General features: G+C 62.3%; 14 protein-coding genes. 7 read left to right on the forward strand and 7 right to left on the reverse strand.

Annotated features, from left to right (window positions below):
• Window positions 1-154 precede the first annotated feature (154 nt).
• Window positions 155-1,450: an MFS transporter gene (locus tag AB4Y43_RS11885; protein ID WP_069266316.1), complete on the forward strand. Its 1,296-nt coding sequence runs from the start codon at window positions 155-157 to the stop codon at window positions 1,448-1,450.
• 43 nt (window positions 1,451-1,493) lie between these two features.
• The gene (locus AB4Y43_RS11890; protein WP_368603022.1) at window positions 1,494-2,276 is read left to right on the forward strand and encodes a substrate-binding domain-containing protein; all 783 of its coding nucleotides are present in this window, start codon (window positions 1,494-1,496) and stop codon (window positions 2,274-2,276) included.
• A 33-nt stretch (window positions 2,277-2,309) separates the two neighbouring features.
• Here the strand turns inward: AB4Y43_RS11890 and AB4Y43_RS11895 are convergent, their stop codons facing one another.
• Entirely contained in the window at window positions 2,310-3,275 is a 966-nt protein-coding gene (locus AB4Y43_RS11895; RefSeq protein ID WP_368727869.1) for a LysR family transcriptional regulator, read from the reverse strand.
• A 379-nt stretch (window positions 3,276-3,654) separates the two neighbouring features.
• Between AB4Y43_RS11895 and AB4Y43_RS11900 the strand changes: the two genes are divergently transcribed.
• Window positions 3,655-3,996 (forward strand): BON domain-containing protein, encoded by a 342-nt coding sequence (locus tag AB4Y43_RS11900; protein ID WP_069266319.1) that lies wholly within the window; start codon window positions 3,655-3,657, stop codon window positions 3,994-3,996.
• 149 nt (window positions 3,997-4,145) lie between these two features.
• On the opposite strand, the gene AB4Y43_RS11905 is transcribed toward AB4Y43_RS11900, so the two are convergent.
• A complete protein-coding gene (locus tag AB4Y43_RS11905; RefSeq protein ID WP_368727870.1) occupies window positions 4,146-4,961 on the reverse strand; it encodes a hypothetical protein in 816 nt (271 codons plus the stop codon).
• A 589-nt stretch (window positions 4,962-5,550) separates the two neighbouring features.
• Between AB4Y43_RS11905 and AB4Y43_RS11910 the strand changes: the two genes are divergently transcribed.
• Window positions 5,551-6,729: a porin gene (locus tag AB4Y43_RS11910; protein WP_368618426.1), complete on the forward strand. Its 1,179-nt coding sequence runs from the start codon at window positions 5,551-5,553 to the stop codon at window positions 6,727-6,729.
• 156 nt (window positions 6,730-6,885) lie between these two features.
• Here the strand turns inward: AB4Y43_RS11910 and AB4Y43_RS11915 are convergent, their stop codons facing one another.
• On the reverse strand, window positions 6,886-7,461 hold the full coding sequence (locus tag AB4Y43_RS11915) for a TetR/AcrR family transcriptional regulator (RefSeq protein ID WP_176732930.1): 576 nt from the start codon (window positions 7,459-7,461) through the stop codon (window positions 6,886-6,888).
• Between the two features lie 146 nt (window positions 7,462-7,607).
• Here AB4Y43_RS11915 and AB4Y43_RS11920 point away from each other — a divergent pair, with 146 nt between their 5' ends.
• A complete protein-coding gene (locus tag AB4Y43_RS11920) occupies window positions 7,608-8,330 on the forward strand; it encodes a glutathione S-transferase (protein ID WP_368727871.1) in 723 nt (240 codons plus the stop codon).
• Between the two features lie 63 nt (window positions 8,331-8,393).
• Here the strand turns inward: AB4Y43_RS11920 and AB4Y43_RS11925 are convergent, their stop codons facing one another.
• The 4 genes from AB4Y43_RS11925 to AB4Y43_RS11940 all read right to left on the reverse strand — a co-directional run bounded on the left by AB4Y43_RS11925 (window position 8,394) and on the right by AB4Y43_RS11940 (window position 13,158).
• Window positions 8,394-8,798: a DUF934 domain-containing protein gene (locus AB4Y43_RS11925; RefSeq protein ID WP_368727872.1), complete on the reverse strand. Its 405-nt coding sequence runs from the start codon at window positions 8,796-8,798 to the stop codon at window positions 8,394-8,396.
• Entirely contained in the window at window positions 8,795-10,585 is a 1,791-nt protein-coding gene (locus AB4Y43_RS11930) for a nitrite/sulfite reductase (RefSeq protein ID WP_368727873.1), read from the reverse strand. The genes AB4Y43_RS11925 and AB4Y43_RS11930 overlap by 4 nt, the downstream gene beginning before the upstream one ends.
• Before the next feature lie 342 nt (window positions 10,586-10,927).
• Entirely contained in the window at window positions 10,928-11,680 is a 753-nt protein-coding gene (locus AB4Y43_RS11935) for a hypothetical protein (RefSeq protein WP_368727874.1), read from the reverse strand.
• 17 nt (window positions 11,681-11,697) lie between these two features.
• On the reverse strand, window positions 11,698-13,158 hold the full coding sequence (locus AB4Y43_RS11940) for an amino acid permease (RefSeq protein ID WP_368727875.1): 1,461 nt from the start codon (window positions 13,156-13,158) through the stop codon (window positions 11,698-11,700).
• A gap of 294 nt (window positions 13,159-13,452) precedes the next feature.
• On the opposite strand from AB4Y43_RS11940, the gene AB4Y43_RS11945 reads away from it, so the two are divergent.
• Window positions 13,453-13,758: a hypothetical protein gene (locus AB4Y43_RS11945; RefSeq protein ID WP_342946378.1), complete on the forward strand. Its 306-nt coding sequence runs from the start codon at window positions 13,453-13,455 to the stop codon at window positions 13,756-13,758.
• 307 nt (window positions 13,759-14,065) lie between these two features.
• A complete protein-coding gene (locus AB4Y43_RS11950) occupies window positions 14,066-16,312 on the forward strand; it encodes an alpha/beta hydrolase domain-containing protein (protein ID WP_368727876.1) in 2,247 nt (748 codons plus the stop codon).
• Window positions 16,313-16,341 lie beyond the last annotated feature (29 nt).

The following is a 16,341-nucleotide window of genomic DNA, read 5'->3' on the forward strand; positions in this document are numbered from 1 at the left end:
GAAAGGTCGCGGCGGCTTCGACATCGATTGATAACCACAGAACATCAATCGTTCAGAAAATTGCACTTATCGTTTTGCCGGCTCCGGGCGAATATGGCGAAAGCCACAATCGACCGGAACGCCGCGTATGTTCCAGAATTCAGGAGACACCTCGATGGACCCCTCGTCTAACCTTTCGACCAGACATTCAAAGGCCGCCGCGGTTTTCCGCGTAACAGGCGGGAATTTCCTCGAGCAGTTCGACTTCTTCCTGTTCGGCTTCTACGCCACGCAGATCGCCAACGTTTTCTTTCCCGCCAGGAGCGAGTTCGCCTCGTTGATGATGACGTTCGCGGTCTTCGGTGCCGGCTTCCTGATGCGGCCGCTGGGCGCCATCGTGCTTGGCGCCTACATCGACGACGTCGGCCGCCGCAAGGGCCTCATCGCTACGCTTTCCATCATGGCGAGCGGCACCATCCTGATCGCGTTCGTACCGGGCTATGCGACGATCGGACTTCTCGCGCCCGCGCTCGTGCTGCTCGGGCGGCTGCTACAGGGCTTCTCGGCGGGCGCCGAACTGGGTGGCGTGTCGGTGTATCTCGCCGAGATGGCCACGCCCGGCCGCAAGGGCTTCTTCACGAGCTGGCAGTCGGCGAGCCAGCAGGTCGCGATCGTCGTCGCTGCGGGCCTCGGCTTTGCGCTCAACCAGTGGCTGAGCGCACCGGCCATCGCCGCGTGGGGCTGGCGCGTACCGTTCTTCGTCGGCTGCATGATCGTGCCGTTTATCTTCATGCTGCGTCGCAATCTGGAGGAAACGCAGGAGTTCAAGGCGCGCCAGCATCGCCCGAGCATGAAAGAAGTATTCGGCACGCTGGTCCAGAACTGGGCCGTCGTCGTCGCCGGCATGATGCTGGTGGCGATGACCACCACGAGCTTCTATCTCATCACCGTCTACGCGCCGACCTTCGGCAAGACGGTCCTGCACCTGAGCACCGCCGACAGTCTGCTCGTGACGCTCTGTGTCGGCGTGTCGAATTTCGTGTGGCTGCCGATCGGCGGGGCACTCTCCGACAAGATCGGCCGCCGGCCGCTCCTCGTCGGCATGACGGTGCTCGCTATCGCGACCGCATACCCGGCCCTGTCGCTGCTCGCTCACGCGCCGAGCTTCGTCAACATGCTGCTCGTCCTCCTTTGGCTCTCTTTCATGTACGGAATCTATAATGGCGCGATGGTCGTCGCGCTCACGGAAGTGATGCCGGTGCAGGTACGCGTTGCTGGCTTCTCGCTCGCCTACAGTCTCGCTACGGCCGTGTTCGGAGGCTTCACGCCGGCGATCTCGACGGCGCTCATTCATATGACCGGCGACAAGGCCGCACCCGGCTACTGGATGAGCCTGGCCGCAGCGTGCGCCCTTTTGGCGACGTTCGCGCTCTATCGCCGCCGCGCAGTGACACTGACGCCGGCGCACTGATGCGTTTCCCCCGCTCGCATCGCAACCCAGCACGACCACGACCATGAGAAACCTGCTTCTGAAACTTTGCGCGGCAGCGCTCGTCGCAACCTCGGCCGCTGCGGCGAACGTGCAGGCCGCCGACCTGCACGTCATGAGCTCGGGGGGCTTCACCGCTGCGTACAAGGTGCTCGGCCCGAGGTTCGCTTCCCAGACGGGCAACACGCTCGACACCGCGCTCGGCCCGTCGATGGGCAAATCGCCCGAAGCGATCCCCAACCGGCTCGAGCGTGGCGAGCCTGCGGACGTCGTCATCATGGTCGGCTACGCACTCGACGACCTGATCAAGCAAGGCAAGGTCATTCCCGGATCGCGGGTCGAGCTGGCCGATTCGCGCATCGGCATGGTCGTGCGTGAAGGTGCGGCAAAGCCCGACATCGGCTCGACGGAAGGCCTCAGGCAGACCTTGCTGCACGCGAAGTCGATTGCCTACTCGGACAGCGCGAGCGGCGTCTATATCGAGCGAGAGTTGTTCAGGAAGCTCGGTATCGAGGATCAGGTCAGGTCGAAAGCGAAGATGATTCCGCGCATTCCGGTGGCGTCGGTGGTGGCGAACGGTGACTACGAAGTCGGCTTCCAGCAGGTGAGCGAATTGCTGCCCGTCCAGGGGGCAACGTTCGTTGGCAAGATTCCCGAGTCTCTGCAGTCCGTCACGCGTTTCGCCGGCGGCATCCCCGTGGGCGCGCAGCATCCGAAGGAAGCGAAGGCGCTCCTCGACTATCTCGCATCGCCCGATGTGCAAGCCGAAGTGAGATCGACCGGGCTCGATTCCGTCTCCGCGCATTGAGGCAGACCATGGGAAGGCTTGTCTCAGCCAGCCTCACGATGCGGTCTTCCTTCTCGTCTTCGCCGTCGTCGCGCTGTTGCCCACGGCATCACTGCGTGCGACGCCGGCACGCTTCGTCTCGATGATCGTCCGGTGAAACTCCTGTGCAGCCGGTGTGAGCGGCCGTCCGCGCCGTCTTACGATTCCCACGCGTCGTTTTACCACCGGTTCGACGAGCGGCACGCTCGTGAGGATTGGATGGTCATGTCCGGGCATGGCCATTGAGGGCACGGCGGCGACGCCGAGCCCCGCCTCGATCAATCCGAGCATGGTCGTCACGTGCCGGGTCTCGCAAACGCTCGGTGCTCGCGGCGCCACGGCAGTGAGCGCCTGGTCGAGCAACAGGCGGTTACCGGAAGTCTTGTCGACCGAGACGTAGTCGTGTTCGTAGAGCTCGTCCCAGGTCACGCGCTTCTTGCGTGCGAGCGGATGGTCGCGGCGGCAGGCAGCAACGAACCGCTCCTGCAGCAGGACTTTGAACTCGATCTCGGACTCTTGACTGCCCATGAAGCTCACGCCGAAATCAGCCTCGCCGCTGATGACGGCGCCAAGCACCTCGTTAGCGCTCGAATCGAGGAGCTTGACCCGGATGCGTGGAAAGCGGCGATGATAGCTCGCGATGACGCTCGGCAGAAAGTAATACGCCACCAAAGGCACGCATGCGATAGTCACATGACCCAAGTGGCTCGATGAAACATCGCGAATGCCGAGCAGCGCGACGTCAAGATCATCGAGCAGTTGTTCTGCGCTTTGGGCGAACACGCGGCCGACGGTGGTGAGCGTGACGCTGCGCGTGGTGCGCTCGATGAGACGCACGCCGAGCGCTTCCTCGAGCTTGTCGATCCGACGGCTCAACGCTGGCTGGGATATGCTCACCGCCTCGGCGGCCTTTCGGAAGCTTCCCAGCTCCACCACCGCCCGAAACGCCTGCAAGTCATTCAAGTCAAAGTTCACGCCCACAACCGGCCTCCGCATCCTGGATGCCGACTATTTTGCATGATTCAGCAGAGATCCCCACCACCCAAATGACGCCCGTATCCGCAGCTTTGGGACTGCCACCGACATGAGTGTGACGGACTGGTTTCGCACAACGACATTCGTGTTCGCGACGCAGTTGTCTCTTTATGGCCGACCTCTGTCCGCGCTACCGCGCAAAACGTGCGGGCCGTGCCGGCCGCCGGCGCGGCGAAGAATTGAGCATCCTCGTACAATTCATGCGGTGGCCTTGAGCTTCCTGACAAACCTGTCGGCGCAGCTGCATTAGTTTTCCTGCGTTCCGTTAGTGTCTCTGTGAGACCACTGTTCGGATTCGTCGTAACTCTGAAAAAGGAGAAAGAGAATGAAGGGTATTCAGGCAATCAAGCTGGCTGGTGGCGCACTGATCGTCGCCGCTTCGGTCAGCGCATGGGCGCAGGGGAACGATACAGGCACGGCGCCTGCCACTTCGCAAACGTCGAAGCAGGCCAACCACGCATTGGAAAAGAAAGTGCGTGCCGCACTGGATCACGCGAAGGACATCAAGCCGGAAAATATTGTGATTCGCGCTCGCGATGGCGTGGTGACGTTGGAAGGCACCGTTCCGGATTCCTCGCAGGTCGACAAGGCCGCTCAAGTCGCACAGGGCGTTGCCGGCGTGACCTCGGTCAAGAACGCATTGACCATCAAGGAAGTGGGTCAGTAACCCTGGCCTTTGGCGGGCCGCCCTTTCGTTTGCGCGAGGGTGCGGCTTCGCCGTTCCCCCTGATATGGCCGCCCCACGAGCGGCTGCTGGCTGCTGTCCAGGATCAGTGGTCATCCGCGCCTTCGCGGCAGGCGGCACGTCCGGAGAACTCAGCTGGACGAAGCCGCGCGCGACGTCGACCATGTCAGTGTGAATCGGACGCTGCCGCGGGTGGGAACATAGAGCGCGCGAGTCCGCTCCACGCCGTCGAATGTGGCAACGACGCGGTAGTGGCCAGGGGGCAGCCGCGCGAACAGGTAGGGGCCGGCCGATGTGCCGGCAAAGACGACCTTCCCGTTGGCCCCGAATATCTGCACGGCGACACCCGAGAGATACTCGCCCGATGCGGCGGTGAATGTTGCCCGCATGCTATAGCCGGGCGCGAGCCTGCGAAGCGTAGTGGCTTCATCCTCGCCCACGCCGCCCGTGACATAGGCGATACCGCGGTCGTGTCCGACCGGTATGTCGCTGGCTGGGATCTCCTGAACTGGCGTCTTGCTGGGCGGCGCCTCAGTGGGGGGCGTCTTGTGGTCGGGTGCCTGCCGCGCAGGCGCGACGGCATGTGCGTGGGGTCTGCTGATACCCGATTCGCAATCCAGTCCGGGTATGACGCCATTGGGGCCGCCGAACCCGTTCATCGGACGTCCTTCCAGCAACCAGCGCGGGAGGGGGAGATCTTGTGCTTTTGCGCGGGGAATGAGCGTATTGCGCATGCGCTCCACGACCACCCGACGTTCTTCGAGCGTCGACGCACGGTGCATCTCTGCGCAGTACTCAATGCGTTCGTCGTCGCTCAGTAACAGGGAGGAAATCGATTCGGGGGGCACCTCTGGCTGCCTCGCGTGCCTGGCAAAGGCTGCTGTCGATGCAGTACACACAGCCACAACCAGGACGGTTCTCGACAGGCGGGAAAATGTCGTGAACATGATGAACCTCCGGGCCAATCTCGGGAGTGCGGCACCGGGTCCGTCCCGGAGGCGCCTGCGAGAGCCTCGACCTGCTTCAGACATTTCAGACATTTCAGACGGGCAACGGCGATTGACGTGTCTTTTACGCGGTGAAATGCGCCAGGCGCAAGTACCACCGCAGTGTAGCAAGTCGGACGCGCAGAAGCCGGCCGGGTGGTCCCATCGAGTACGCGAGCGGTCGTGTGAGGCTGGACTCGATCCTGCGGCGAACTCTCGCAGAAAGCCAAATCCTGTGAACCGCGCAACAGAAGAAAGTATTGTTTCGCTTAATTCATTCCTGATACTAAAGCTCCACTGCCGCAGCGATGAATAGCTTGCCACGTGCTCAAAGCGGCGCGGCGCATCAAGACCCGACAGCCAGGTCGTTTTCCCGAACATAGAGTTATCAGACGATTTGCACCTACCTATCCCGGCACAGCAGATAAACAACACTCTGTAACGAATAGCTGTGCGGCAATGAAATGACACGCTACGCTCCCGTTCACGGCCTTTTGGTTCGAGCGCGAAAAGACTTTCCCAGTTACCCATCAATTACTGTGGATTGCCAATGAAAAAAATACTTATTTTTAGTGCCACTGGCGCGCTGTTCGCTGCAGCGGCGTCGTCGGCATTCGCACAAAGCTCGGTCACGCTGTACGGCATCGTCGATGAAGCCATTCGGTATCAGACGAATGCTGGCCCGGGTGGCAATGATCAGGTTGCGATGACGTCCGGCCCGGAAACACACAGCCGCTGGGGCTTGAGGGGCAGTGAGGATCTGGGCGACAGCTGGTCCGCAATCTTCCGCCTCGAGAACGGCTTCGAAGCGTTCAATGGGCAGCTACACGTGCCCGGCACACTGTTCAGTCGGCAAGCTTTCGTGGGTCTGTCCAACAAAACGTGGGGCTCACTGACCTTTGGCAGGCAATATGCGCCGGCCTACGACACCTTGGGCGATATCTTCGACCCACTGACCGTTGGCAACTATTGGCAAAACAGCTGGATGTATAACGGCATCGGCCCTTATCTGGAAGTCAACAACTCGGTCAAGTACAAGGGCAGCTTCGATGGCCTGGATATCAATGCCCTTTACGGCTTTGGCAACCAGCCGGGCGCGCTCGGTCTCGGCGCCACCTATGCCGTGGAACTGACTTACACGTACGGCCCAGCCATGCTCAACGCAGGCTTCCAGCAGGTCTCCGTTCCGACATCTGCGACTGGCTCTTCGGTTGGCACCAGTGTCGGCAGCTCGATCAATGGCGCCAAGACCAACTTCCTGCACATCAGCGGCGCGTTTCAGATCACCCACGACATCCGCCTGCTGGCCGGCTGGCTGCGGGGGCAAGACCGGACTGGTTTGACTGATAGCTATATGCAGCAATCTGGCGCGCCGACACTGAAGGGTAGTGGCAGCCCCAACCGTATCGACGACACCTGGTACATCGGTGCGAACTGGCACGCCATGCCTGCGCTGCTGTTCACGTTCGCCTACTACTACGGGCAGACGCGCAACGCAGAACTGCTCGACGGCACCCTCGGCAGGGGGATAAACCAATCGGCTACCGTTCTCGCCGAATATTCGTTCACGAAGCGCACGGAAGTCTATGGGATCACGGACTTCGCGCGCGGCACAGGCGCCTTCTCCGCCGACTACCCGGGCGGGGTCAACGGCGAGGGCATTCCGACCAACACCATTGGCCGCACCAATCAGGTGGGCGTGGCAGTCGGACTTCGCACGATATTCTAGAGACGCGTGCATACCCTCCGACACGGGCTCGGGCCGGCGTAGCAGCGTCGGTCCGCTGTCGAGCGCGCAGCTGACGCTCCACCGTTCATGCGCAAGCCATCGTGGACGGCTCAAGTGGTCGTCTCTCGTACCGGTTTTTCCGGCAGGCCCTGCGCCTCATGCGGGCAAAAGTCCAGCTTTTCGATAGCTTTCGATGAGTGCGTCATAGAGAGAGATATCAGAACGGCTCTTCGCAATGAGCTGAGCGCCGGCGATGGCAGCAAAGATAGCGCGAGCGCGCTGTTTGCTCTCCCGGGAACCGACCACCGCCGCTGCGGACAGAACCTTGCTCAGCCACGCGACGTTCACGTCGGCAAAGGTCAGGACTTCATTCATCACGACATCCGGCAAGTCGTCAGTTTCGGCGGCCATGAAGCTGCAAAGGCATATGCGATTGCCGGTCTCAAGCGCCTTGCGGAATGTGTCTGGATAGTGACGCAGGCAGTGCAGCGGATCCTGCGATCTGGCCAGCATGTCATCGAGAGCCGCCGCTGAATCCTCCCAGTAACGCCTCGCTACCGCGGCGCCGAGATCAGCCTTGCTTTCGAAGTGGTGGTAGATGCTCGCGGCCTTGATACCAACCTCGTCCGCAAGATCACGATAGTTCAAACCGCCATAGCCGTGCGCCTGCGCGAGCCTCGTGGCGGCCGCCAGGATTCTCTCCCTCGAGTTTGAGCTCGCGTCATTTCTCACTGCTTCAGCCTCCGCAAACAGGAAATGGGTGTTGACACCGCTCATTGTACCTTCTATTGTTAACCTAACGAACGTTAGGTAGGGGCGTGAGTGACGTGTCTTTACAAGGCCCAATCCAATGCAACCGACTATGGAGCGAACCGGCAATGACTTCCAGTACCGTCAATTTCGAAGCAACCCAGGTGCCAGTGATGAAGATTTACGACTTCCCGACAGGGCCGTATCCCACACGCGTCCGCATCGCGCTGGCTGAAAAGCGGCTGCAATCATGCGTCGAGTTCGTGATGGTCGACCTTTACAAGGGGGAGCACAAAAAGCCCGGCTTCATCGCCGCCAAGAACTATTCGGGGACGCTGCCGGTGCTCGAACTCGATGACGGAACCTGTATCGCCGAGTGCACCGCCATTACCGAATACCTCGACGCGCTCGACGGCGCGCCTACGCTCACCGGCAGCACACCGCGCGAAAAGGGCGTGATCCACATGATGAGCAAGCGCGCCGAGCTGGAGCTGCTCGACGCCGTCAGCGTCTATTTCCATCACGGCACGCCGGGACTGGGCCCCGACGTCGAGACGTATCAAAACCCGGAGTGGGGGTTCCGTCAACGCGATAAGGCGTTGAGGGGTATGCGCTACTTTGATGCCGTTCTGAAAAGCCAACCCTATGTCGCCGGCGAGGCTTTCTCGATAGCCGACATCACCGTCATCGGCGGTTTGGTCTTTGCCAAACTTGTGAAGCTACCGGTGCCTGTGGAGTGTGATGCGCTTCAAGCCTGGTACGCAAGAATGCTGGAGCGTCAGAGCGTCATGAATCAGCCGGTATTCGCTGCCCTGACCCGGGCGTCACAACCGGCCGGGACGGACCAGTGACGCAACGAAAGCGGTGACCGGTTAGAACGGCCACGCGCACGAATGCAGTAATAGGTTAGGCGGTCAGTCAAACGCGTTCCCGCGCCACGGCGCCTCGCGCAGGGCATCACCCTGATAGAACGCGGGGAAGCGTTCGAGCTGGCGAAGGGCATCCGCCATGGACACGTCAGCGCTCAACACGGCGCTCGAAAACCCCATGCGCTCCATCTGGAGCAACTGATCGACGAGCACTTCGCCCGTCGCGCGCAGGTCGCCTTCGAAGCCGAGCCGTCGCCGGATCAGGTAGGCCTGGCTATAGGCGCGCCCATCGGTGAACGACGGGAATTGAAGTTCCAGGCGCGACGCAGCTGCAATTTCGATGGCGTAGGCAAGCGGATCGGCATCGTTCGGGAGGATCAAGGTGGATGCCGAAACATCGCCGGCATGAGCCTCAGCGTCCAGAAGACGTATGCGTGAGGCGGTTTTCATGCCGTGCCCTCCGTCGTGGCTCGAACCCCATCGGCGGCCGCCTTGAACGGTTCGAGCCCCACGCGGCGCACCGTCTCGATGAATGTCTCGTTGCATTCGCCGCGCGGTTCGCGCAGCGCGACGTAAGCACCGATCAAGGCTTCGATGACCTCTGGCACTTCCTGCGCGGAGAAAGACGGGCCGATCACCTTGCCAGGACGCGCATCGCCGCTGCGTGCCGACCCGTCCGAGCCGCCGAGCGTCACCTGGTACCACTCCGCGCCGTCCTTGTCGACGCCGAGTATGCCGATGTGCCCGCTATGGTGGTGGCCGCACGAGTTGATGCAGCCGCTGATATGCAGGTCGATCTCGCCGATGTCGTTCAGTTCGTCGAGGTCCTGGTAACGTTCCATGATGCTCTGCGCGACCGGCAGCGACCGCGCGTTGGCGAGTGCGCAAAAATCGCCGCCGGGGCAGGCGATCATGTCGGTGAGCAGGTGCACGTTCGCGCTCGCGAGGCCGGCCGCGTTCGCCGCTTGCCACAGGGCGAGCAGATCGTCGGCGTGAACCCACGGTAAAACGACGTTCTGCGTGTGCGTGACGCGCGCTTCGCCCGCGGAGAAGCGATCGACGAGATCCGCCACGCGTTCGAGCTGGTCGGCTGACGCATCGCCGGGCGCCTGCAGCACGCGCTTGAACGAGAGCGTGACGATGCGCAGCGACGGGTCCCTGTGCGGCGCGACGTTGCGCTCGAGCCAGCGCTGCAGCTGTGGCGTGCTCGTGGCTGCAGCCTCGAGCATGGCGGGGGCATGCGTATCGACGACACGTGCCGTATCGAGCTTCGGCGGTTCGATAAAGCAACGGCGTACCCGCTCGAACTCGGCCTGCTCGATCGTGTGCGGACCGCCGTCGATGTCGACGATCTGCCGGAACTCTTCCTCGACTTCGTCCACGAAGCGCTGGCCCTCGGCCTTCACGAGGATCTTGATGCGCGCCTTGTACTTGTTGTCGCGGCGGCCGTACTGGTTGTACACACGTACCACGGCCTCGATGTAGTTCATGATGTGCCGCCACGGCAGGAACTCACGCATCAGCGTGCCGATCATCGGCGTTCGACCCATGCCTCCGCCCACGGTCACACGAAAGCCCAGTTCACCCTGTTCGTCGCGCACGAGGCGCAGGCCGACGTCATGCCAGCCCGTCGCCGCACGGTCTTCCGTCGCGCCGGTGACCGCAATCTTGAACTTGCGCGGCAGGAAGGCGAACTCAGGATGCAGCGTGGTCCACTGCCGCATGATTTCGGCGAACGGGCGCGGGTCCGCGATCTCGTCGGGAGCGACACCCGCACGCTCGTCGCAAGAGATATTGCGGATGCAGTTGCCGCTCGTCTGGATGCCGTGCATGTCGACCGTCGCAAGCAGGTCCATCACGTCCGCCGCTTTCGAAAGCGGTATCCAGTTGAATTGAACGTTGGTGCGTGTCGTGAAGTGGGCGTGATGCGTGGGCAACCGCCTCGTACCGAGCTTGCGTTGCGCATCGAGCGCGCTGCGGTATACCTCGGCCTCAGGTTCGTCGTACTCGCGGGCCACGCGAGCGAGCACGCGAAGCTGTGCGCTCGACAGTTCGCCGTACGGGACAGCTACGCGCAGCATGGGTGCGTGCCGCTGCACATACCAGCCGTTTTGCAGACGCAGCGGGCGAAACGCATCCTCGCTCAGGCTGCCTTGCTGCCAACGCTCGATCTGATCGCGGAACTGCGCCGCGCGGCTCGCCACGAAGGCCTTGTCGAATTCGTTATAGCGGTACATGGTGAGTGCGGAAATGCCGTGATACGGCGGACAGAGAAAGGACGACGTTATCGCGTCCGCATCGGTGTCTCAAGAAGCAGATGCCGCAGAAATGAGCGCAGCAGAAGCGTTCCATTGGCGAAGCCCCGCACGACACGACAGTTGTCGTGTTGTTGTTCGATCAGTTGCTTGATTTCCCGCGCTGCCGTAGCGTCTACGCCGAGGCGATGTAGCAGCACGTGTCGGGTCAGCGGCGCATCGTCAACGGGGAATCAGGTCGCGGCAACGGTGGGCATTCGCACGCGGTTCCAACCCCCTTTGGGCGCAGCGGTCCGGCGCCGTTCAGACATCGCCAGGTCCACATCACATCGTTGCGCTGCCGCTGCCAGTACCGCCGGTGCCGGAAGAGGGGGTGGACGTCGCGGTGAGCGGATGCGCGGCGCCCGCCGCCGACAGCAGCGAGATGGCGGCCGGATCTGGCATGCCATTCGCGTCTATCGCGCCTGCTGCCGCCAGCGTGACTAGATCGCTATCGACACCTGCCTGGCCAACCGTAAAGGATGTCGTGAGAAATGCCCGTACCGTCAGCGTGACAGCATAGCGCTGCTGCAGATTTGTGACGACTGCGGATTGTGCAGCCTGCACGTCGGACGCGTTACCCAGTACCTGCTGGTACTGTGAGTTGGTCGGGAATCCCGCGATCAAACCACTCTCGCTCGTGCCGAGTTGTGAAGCGAGGTAGACGAGCATCAACTCGGTCTCCGGCGTCGTATTGAAGGTGCCCCCGGCAAACGCCACCGAATGCAGACTCACGCTGCCGGAGCTTACGCTGAGGATGCAGGCAGGCGTGGCATTGAACGTGATTGCGTAGTGTCCACCGCCATCGGACAGGGTGGACCCCGAGCCCTGAGCGCAACTGAGGTTGACCGTTGCGCTGGCGATCGCTGTGCCGGTCGCGGCCGTGCCGGAGATGGTGACATTCGGCGTCACGCTTGTGCCGCCGCAGCCATCGAGGCCAATGCATGCGTTTCCTCCGCAGGCGGCAAGCGTTGCGAGCGAAGCCGCGTACATTGCAGCCCGTGCCGTGCGAACGAAATACGCGCGCTGAGCGTTCATGGTAGCCACCGGTTCCGTCATTCACGCTCCGGATGGCGTAGTCGCGAATGATGCCGGCCATAAGACATATAGATCAGCATGCCGATCAGCAGCCAGACGATCAACCGTACCCAGGTGATGAGCGGCAGTCCCACCATCAGCAACACGCAAAACGCGATGCCGAGAATGGGGACAATCGGCACGCCGGGCGCGCGGAATGGACGGCTCGCGTCAGAGTCGCTGCGCCTCAGGTACATGACTGCGCCACACACGAGCACGAACGCGAACAGCGTGCCGATGCTGACCATCTCGCCTAGTACGCCGATCGGCGTGAGGGCCGCCACGATGGCGACGACCGTGCCGATCATCATCTGGCTTCGATGCGGCGTGTGCAGGCGCGGATGAACGGTGGAGAACAGATGGGGAAGCAGTCTGTCCTCCGACATCGTGAAGAAGATACGGCTTTGCCCGTAGAGCAGCACGAGTATCACGGTGGTCAGCCCGGTGAGCGCGCCGATCTTGATCAGTATGGAGAACCAGGTGAAACCAATGACGTCGACGCCCTTGGCGATCGGGTCTGGAACGTTCAGTTGTGCGTATGGAACGAGTCCGGTGAGCACGGCAGCCACGAGGATATAGAGCAAGGTGCAGATGACCAGCGAACCGAGGATCCCGATCGGCATGTCGCGCTGTGGCCGTTTCGCCTCCTGCGCGGCGGTCGATACCGCATCGAAACCGATGAACGCAAAGAACACGACGGCGGAGCCACGCAGAATGCCGCTGGCCCCGAAGCTGCCGAACGCGCCGGTGTTGGGCGGAACGAATGGATGCCAGTTGGCGGGATGCGCGAAGAACGCGCCGATGGCGATGAAGGCCGCCACGACCGTCAGCTTGACTGCGACCATCACGTTGTTGATGCGTGCCGACTCGCGCGTGCCGAGCACCAGCATCGTCGTGAGAATCGCGATGATCAGCACGGCGGGGAGATTGATGATGCCGGCGACAGTCGAGCCGTCAGGCAACTGGACCGTCGTGCCGGGTGCGGCAGCAAGCGTAGGCGGGATGCTGATTCCGACGTTGCGCAACAGGCTGACGATATAACCTGACCAGCCGACGGCGACCGTCGCGGCACCCATGGCGTACTCGAGAATCAGGTCCCAGCCGATGATCCACGCAAACACTTCGCCGAGCGTCGCATACGTATACGTGTAGGTGCTGCCGCATACGGGGAGCATGGCGGCCAGTTCGGAGTAGCAGAGACCGACGAACGCACACGCAACGCCACCCAGCACGAAGGACAGGATGATGCCCGGTCCGGCAAATTGTGCCGCCGCCGTGCCGGTGAGGACAAAAATGCCCGCGCCGATAATGGCGCCGATGCCCATCGCCGTGATGCTTGGCGCCCCCAGGGTCTTCGACAGCGCGCGGCCGCCTTCGGCTTCGGCGCTTCCCACTATGTCGGCGACGGACTTGCGCGCCATGTAGCTCGTGTCAGCCATGATAGGTTGCCCCATTCGACAGTGACTGGAAACGACTCGATTCGGCTTGCCTGACTTCTTTAGAATAGACACAGGCGCGAGCGGGCGATGGGTAAGTTTTCAGTTAACCGAACGACGACGACCGGCGTGCGAGGGCAGAGATGTTTCGGAACGCTTCATGTGCATCTGCACGATGTGGGATCCGGGATATGCGCCACGCGTATCGCGGGATGCGTCGGCATCATTGATCCGCTGTCCAGGCAAAGTCCACGCTCGCGCGGGCGGTTCAGCAGGACGGCGGCCAGGAGAAGTGGAATGGACAACGACAAACCGTCGCCGCAGCGCGCGACGTATCAGAAAGGGATCCGGATCGGCGAGTACGGATGGTTCGGCCGGCTGGCCGCCGTCGTCGTGAGCACAATCGTGCTGGTGGTGGCAGCGATGCTGTCGCTGGTGCTGCTTGCCGTGCTGTTCGGCGTGGGCGCGATTGTCGTCGGCTATCTCTGGTGGAAGATCCGCGCGCTGCGCAGGCAGGCGCGCGAGTTCGGCGACGACGGCCGGACCGTCGACGTCGAGGTCGTCTATAAGGACTCGCACGGCGACGATATCGCGAAGCGCTGACCTGTGATGCCTGCGCGAGCACCTCCAGCGTACGCGTAAACGACAGTTGGAATCGTGTTTGCGCGAGTTATAAATACACAAGGCCGCGCAAGATATATCAAACGATTTCGGCCAATCGTAAGCATTCGACTTCCGCCACGCCTGTTCACGCGTGTCGGTCCAGCATGCATGCGCAATGCTGGACCATTCGCGTGAAAACCTTGCCTCTCTCGGGTTCGCCGTTCTTCAAGGGACACGGCGCGAGACTCCGCTTCCGCCATGTTCTCCACGGTCAGGAGATTCTACGATGAAGACTGGAAATATAGGAATGCTACTGATTGTCGGTGCGAGTGGCATGTTCGTCGGCGGAATCGCCCACAGCGATCCGCACGGCCCGCAACCTGGCCAGCGGGGCGCGGGCTTCATCAAGAGTTTTCAGATTATTGCTGCCGAACCGGCGTTTGGCGGTGCGACGCCTGCCGGCGCGGCTGGGCCATACGAGGTCATCACCGCCGTCGTGCACGGCGCCCTCGATCCGCGCTCTCCGCTCAATGCCGGTATTGTCAACATCAGGAACGCGCCGGTCGGCGTCGATGGTTACGTCGACTATTGGACCGATGTCGTGATCCTGCGTCCGCGAAGCGCGGCGAACGCCACGCGCGTGCTCTTCTACGACGTCGTGAATCGCGGCAACAAGCTCGCCGACGGGTCGTTCATTGGCGCAGGTGCGCTCGATACCGGGGCACCCCCGCCGTCCACATTTCCTTCGTTGCTGCGCCACGGTTATACGATTCTCTGGAGCGGCTGGCAAGGCGACATTCCGCTCAACGGGACGAGTACGCTGGCCGGCACGGGTCTGGTCGGCACGAGATTCCCCGTGGCCACCAACAAGGACGGTTCGCCGATGACCGCGCTATCGCGCGAGGAGTTCATTCCCGACTATGCGGGAGGCGACCCGACGACGATTCCGCTCACGTACCCGCCCGCCGATCTCAACGATACGGGCGGCGTGACCTTCACCGCGCGGCAATCGTGGCTATCGGCCTACGGCAGCATTCCGGGCGGCGTGCAAACCTATACGGCGCCTTCGACCAAGGTGACGGCGTGGAGCTATATCAGCACGCCGAACAATGTCTATGAAGGGAATTACTCGGTCAAGTTCACGCCGCCCGCGTCGGTGCCGGGTCCCAACGGCAGGACCGTCACGCCCGATGCGGGGACGATTTACAGCTTCGTCTACAAGGCCGCGGCGCCGACCATCGACGGCATCGGCTTTGCGGCGCTGCGCGATCTCGTCTCCTGGCTGCGCTACGACAGGGCCGATGCGCGGGGCGTCCAGAATCCGCTCAACGATCTGAAGGATGCGGCATGTGCAGCGTCGAAGTGCTCCCGGGATACGAACTTCGACGTCGCGATCGGGGAAGGCATTTCGCAGTCGGGCCGCTTCATCAAGGACTTTCTCTATCAGGGATTCAACGAGGACAAGCACGGAAGGATCGTTTTCGACGGACTGTTTCCGATCATTTCCGCTGCACGCCGCACGTGGACCAACGCCGCGTTCGCACAGCCGGGACGGTGGTCGAAACAGCATGAAGACCACTTCATGCCGGGTTTCCAGTTCCCCTTCACGTACGCGGTTACGACCGATCCGGTCAGCGGCGCGACCGATGGCCTGCTGAAGCGTTGCGAGGCCTCCGGTACGTGTCCGAAGATCATGCAACTCGACGGCGCATTCGAATGGTGGGGCGGGGCCGCGTCGCTGGTCGTCACCGATGGACGGGGCAACGACATCCACTTGCCGCCGAATGTGCGTTACTACCTCGTGCCGGGCACGCAGCACGGCGGCGGCAGCGGCGTGACCACGGGCAACTTCACGGTGCCAGCGACAGGCAGTCTGTGTCAGTTGCCGGGCTCGCCCGTGGAAGAAACGCCCGTCGAGCGCGCATTGATTCCCGCGCTGGTCGCATGGGCCGGCAAGGGCACCGAGCCGCCCGCTTCGCAATATCCGACCGTGGCATCGGGCAATCTGGTCGCGCCGACGCAAGCCGCGACGGGCTTCCCTGATCTCGAGAGCGTGACCGTGCCGAGCGGACCCGCCGCGACGCCGACAGCGTTCAGTCTCACGTTCAATGGCGAATACAATCAGGTCTTCGTGACCGACTACAGCAAGGCCGTGCCGGTCGTGAGCACTGCGCAGCCCTACACGATTCTCGTCCCCAAGGTCGACGCCAACGGCAACGAAACCACGGGCGTACTCGTGCCGGATGTGAGCGTACCGCTTGCAACCTACACCGGGTGGAACTATCGCGGTGCCGGCCACGCGATCGGCGAAGGCTGCATCTCCAACGGCGCGGCGATTCCGTTCGCGGTGAACGCGTCCGCGCAGTCGGGCGGCGTCGATAGCCGGGCCACGCTGAACGCGCTCTATGGCGGCAGCCGCTCACGCTATCAAGCGGCGGTTGCGGCCGCGGCAAACGCACTCGTCAAGCAAGGCTATTTGCTGCAGGACGATGCGACGAACGTCTTCATCAGCAACGCTGCGCAGATTTCGCCGACCCTGCTGCCGAATCCTTGAACTGCGAACGAACGTCGTCGCGTCGCGCA

The organism is Paraburkholderia sp. BR10872, assembly GCF_040965835.1.
Classification (GTDB): Bacteria; Pseudomonadota; Gammaproteobacteria; order Burkholderiales; family Burkholderiaceae; genus Paraburkholderia; species Paraburkholderia nodosa_A.

Coding starts and splice junctions, on each gene's coding strand:
- AB4Y43_RS11930 (WP_368727873.1), bottom strand. CDS start 10,585: ATGTACCGCTATAACGAATTCGACAAGGCCTTCGTGGCGAGCCGCGCG.
- AB4Y43_RS11885 (WP_069266316.1), top strand. CDS start 155: ATGGACCCCTCGTCTAACCTTTCGACCAGACATTCAAAGGCCGCCGCG.
- AB4Y43_RS11925 (WP_368727872.1), bottom strand. CDS start 8,798: ATGAAAACCGCCTCACGCATACGTCTTCTGGACGCTGAGGCTCATGCC.
- AB4Y43_RS11900 (WP_069266319.1), top strand. CDS start 3,655: ATGAAGGGTATTCAGGCAATCAAGCTGGCTGGTGGCGCACTGATCGTC.
- AB4Y43_RS11945 (WP_342946378.1), top strand. CDS start 13,453: ATGGACAACGACAAACCGTCGCCGCAGCGCGCGACGTATCAGAAAGGG.
- AB4Y43_RS11940 (WP_368727875.1), bottom strand. CDS start 13,158: ATGGCTGACACGAGCTACATGGCGCGCAAGTCCGTCGCCGACATAGTG.
- AB4Y43_RS11935 (WP_368727874.1), bottom strand. CDS start 11,680: ATGAACGCTCAGCGCGCGTATTTCGTTCGCACGGCACGGGCTGCAATG.
- AB4Y43_RS11920 (WP_368727871.1), top strand. CDS start 7,608: ATGACTTCCAGTACCGTCAATTTCGAAGCAACCCAGGTGCCAGTGATG.
- AB4Y43_RS11950 (WP_368727876.1), top strand. CDS start 14,066: ATGCTACTGATTGTCGGTGCGAGTGGCATGTTCGTCGGCGGAATCGCC.
- AB4Y43_RS11910 (WP_368618426.1), top strand. CDS start 5,551: ATGAAAAAAATACTTATTTTTAGTGCCACTGGCGCGCTGTTCGCTGCA.
- AB4Y43_RS11890 (WP_368603022.1), top strand. CDS start 1,494: ATGAGAAACCTGCTTCTGAAACTTTGCGCGGCAGCGCTCGTCGCAACC.
- AB4Y43_RS11905 (WP_368727870.1), bottom strand. CDS start 4,961: ATGTTCACGACATTTTCCCGCCTGTCGAGAACCGTCCTGGTTGTGGCT.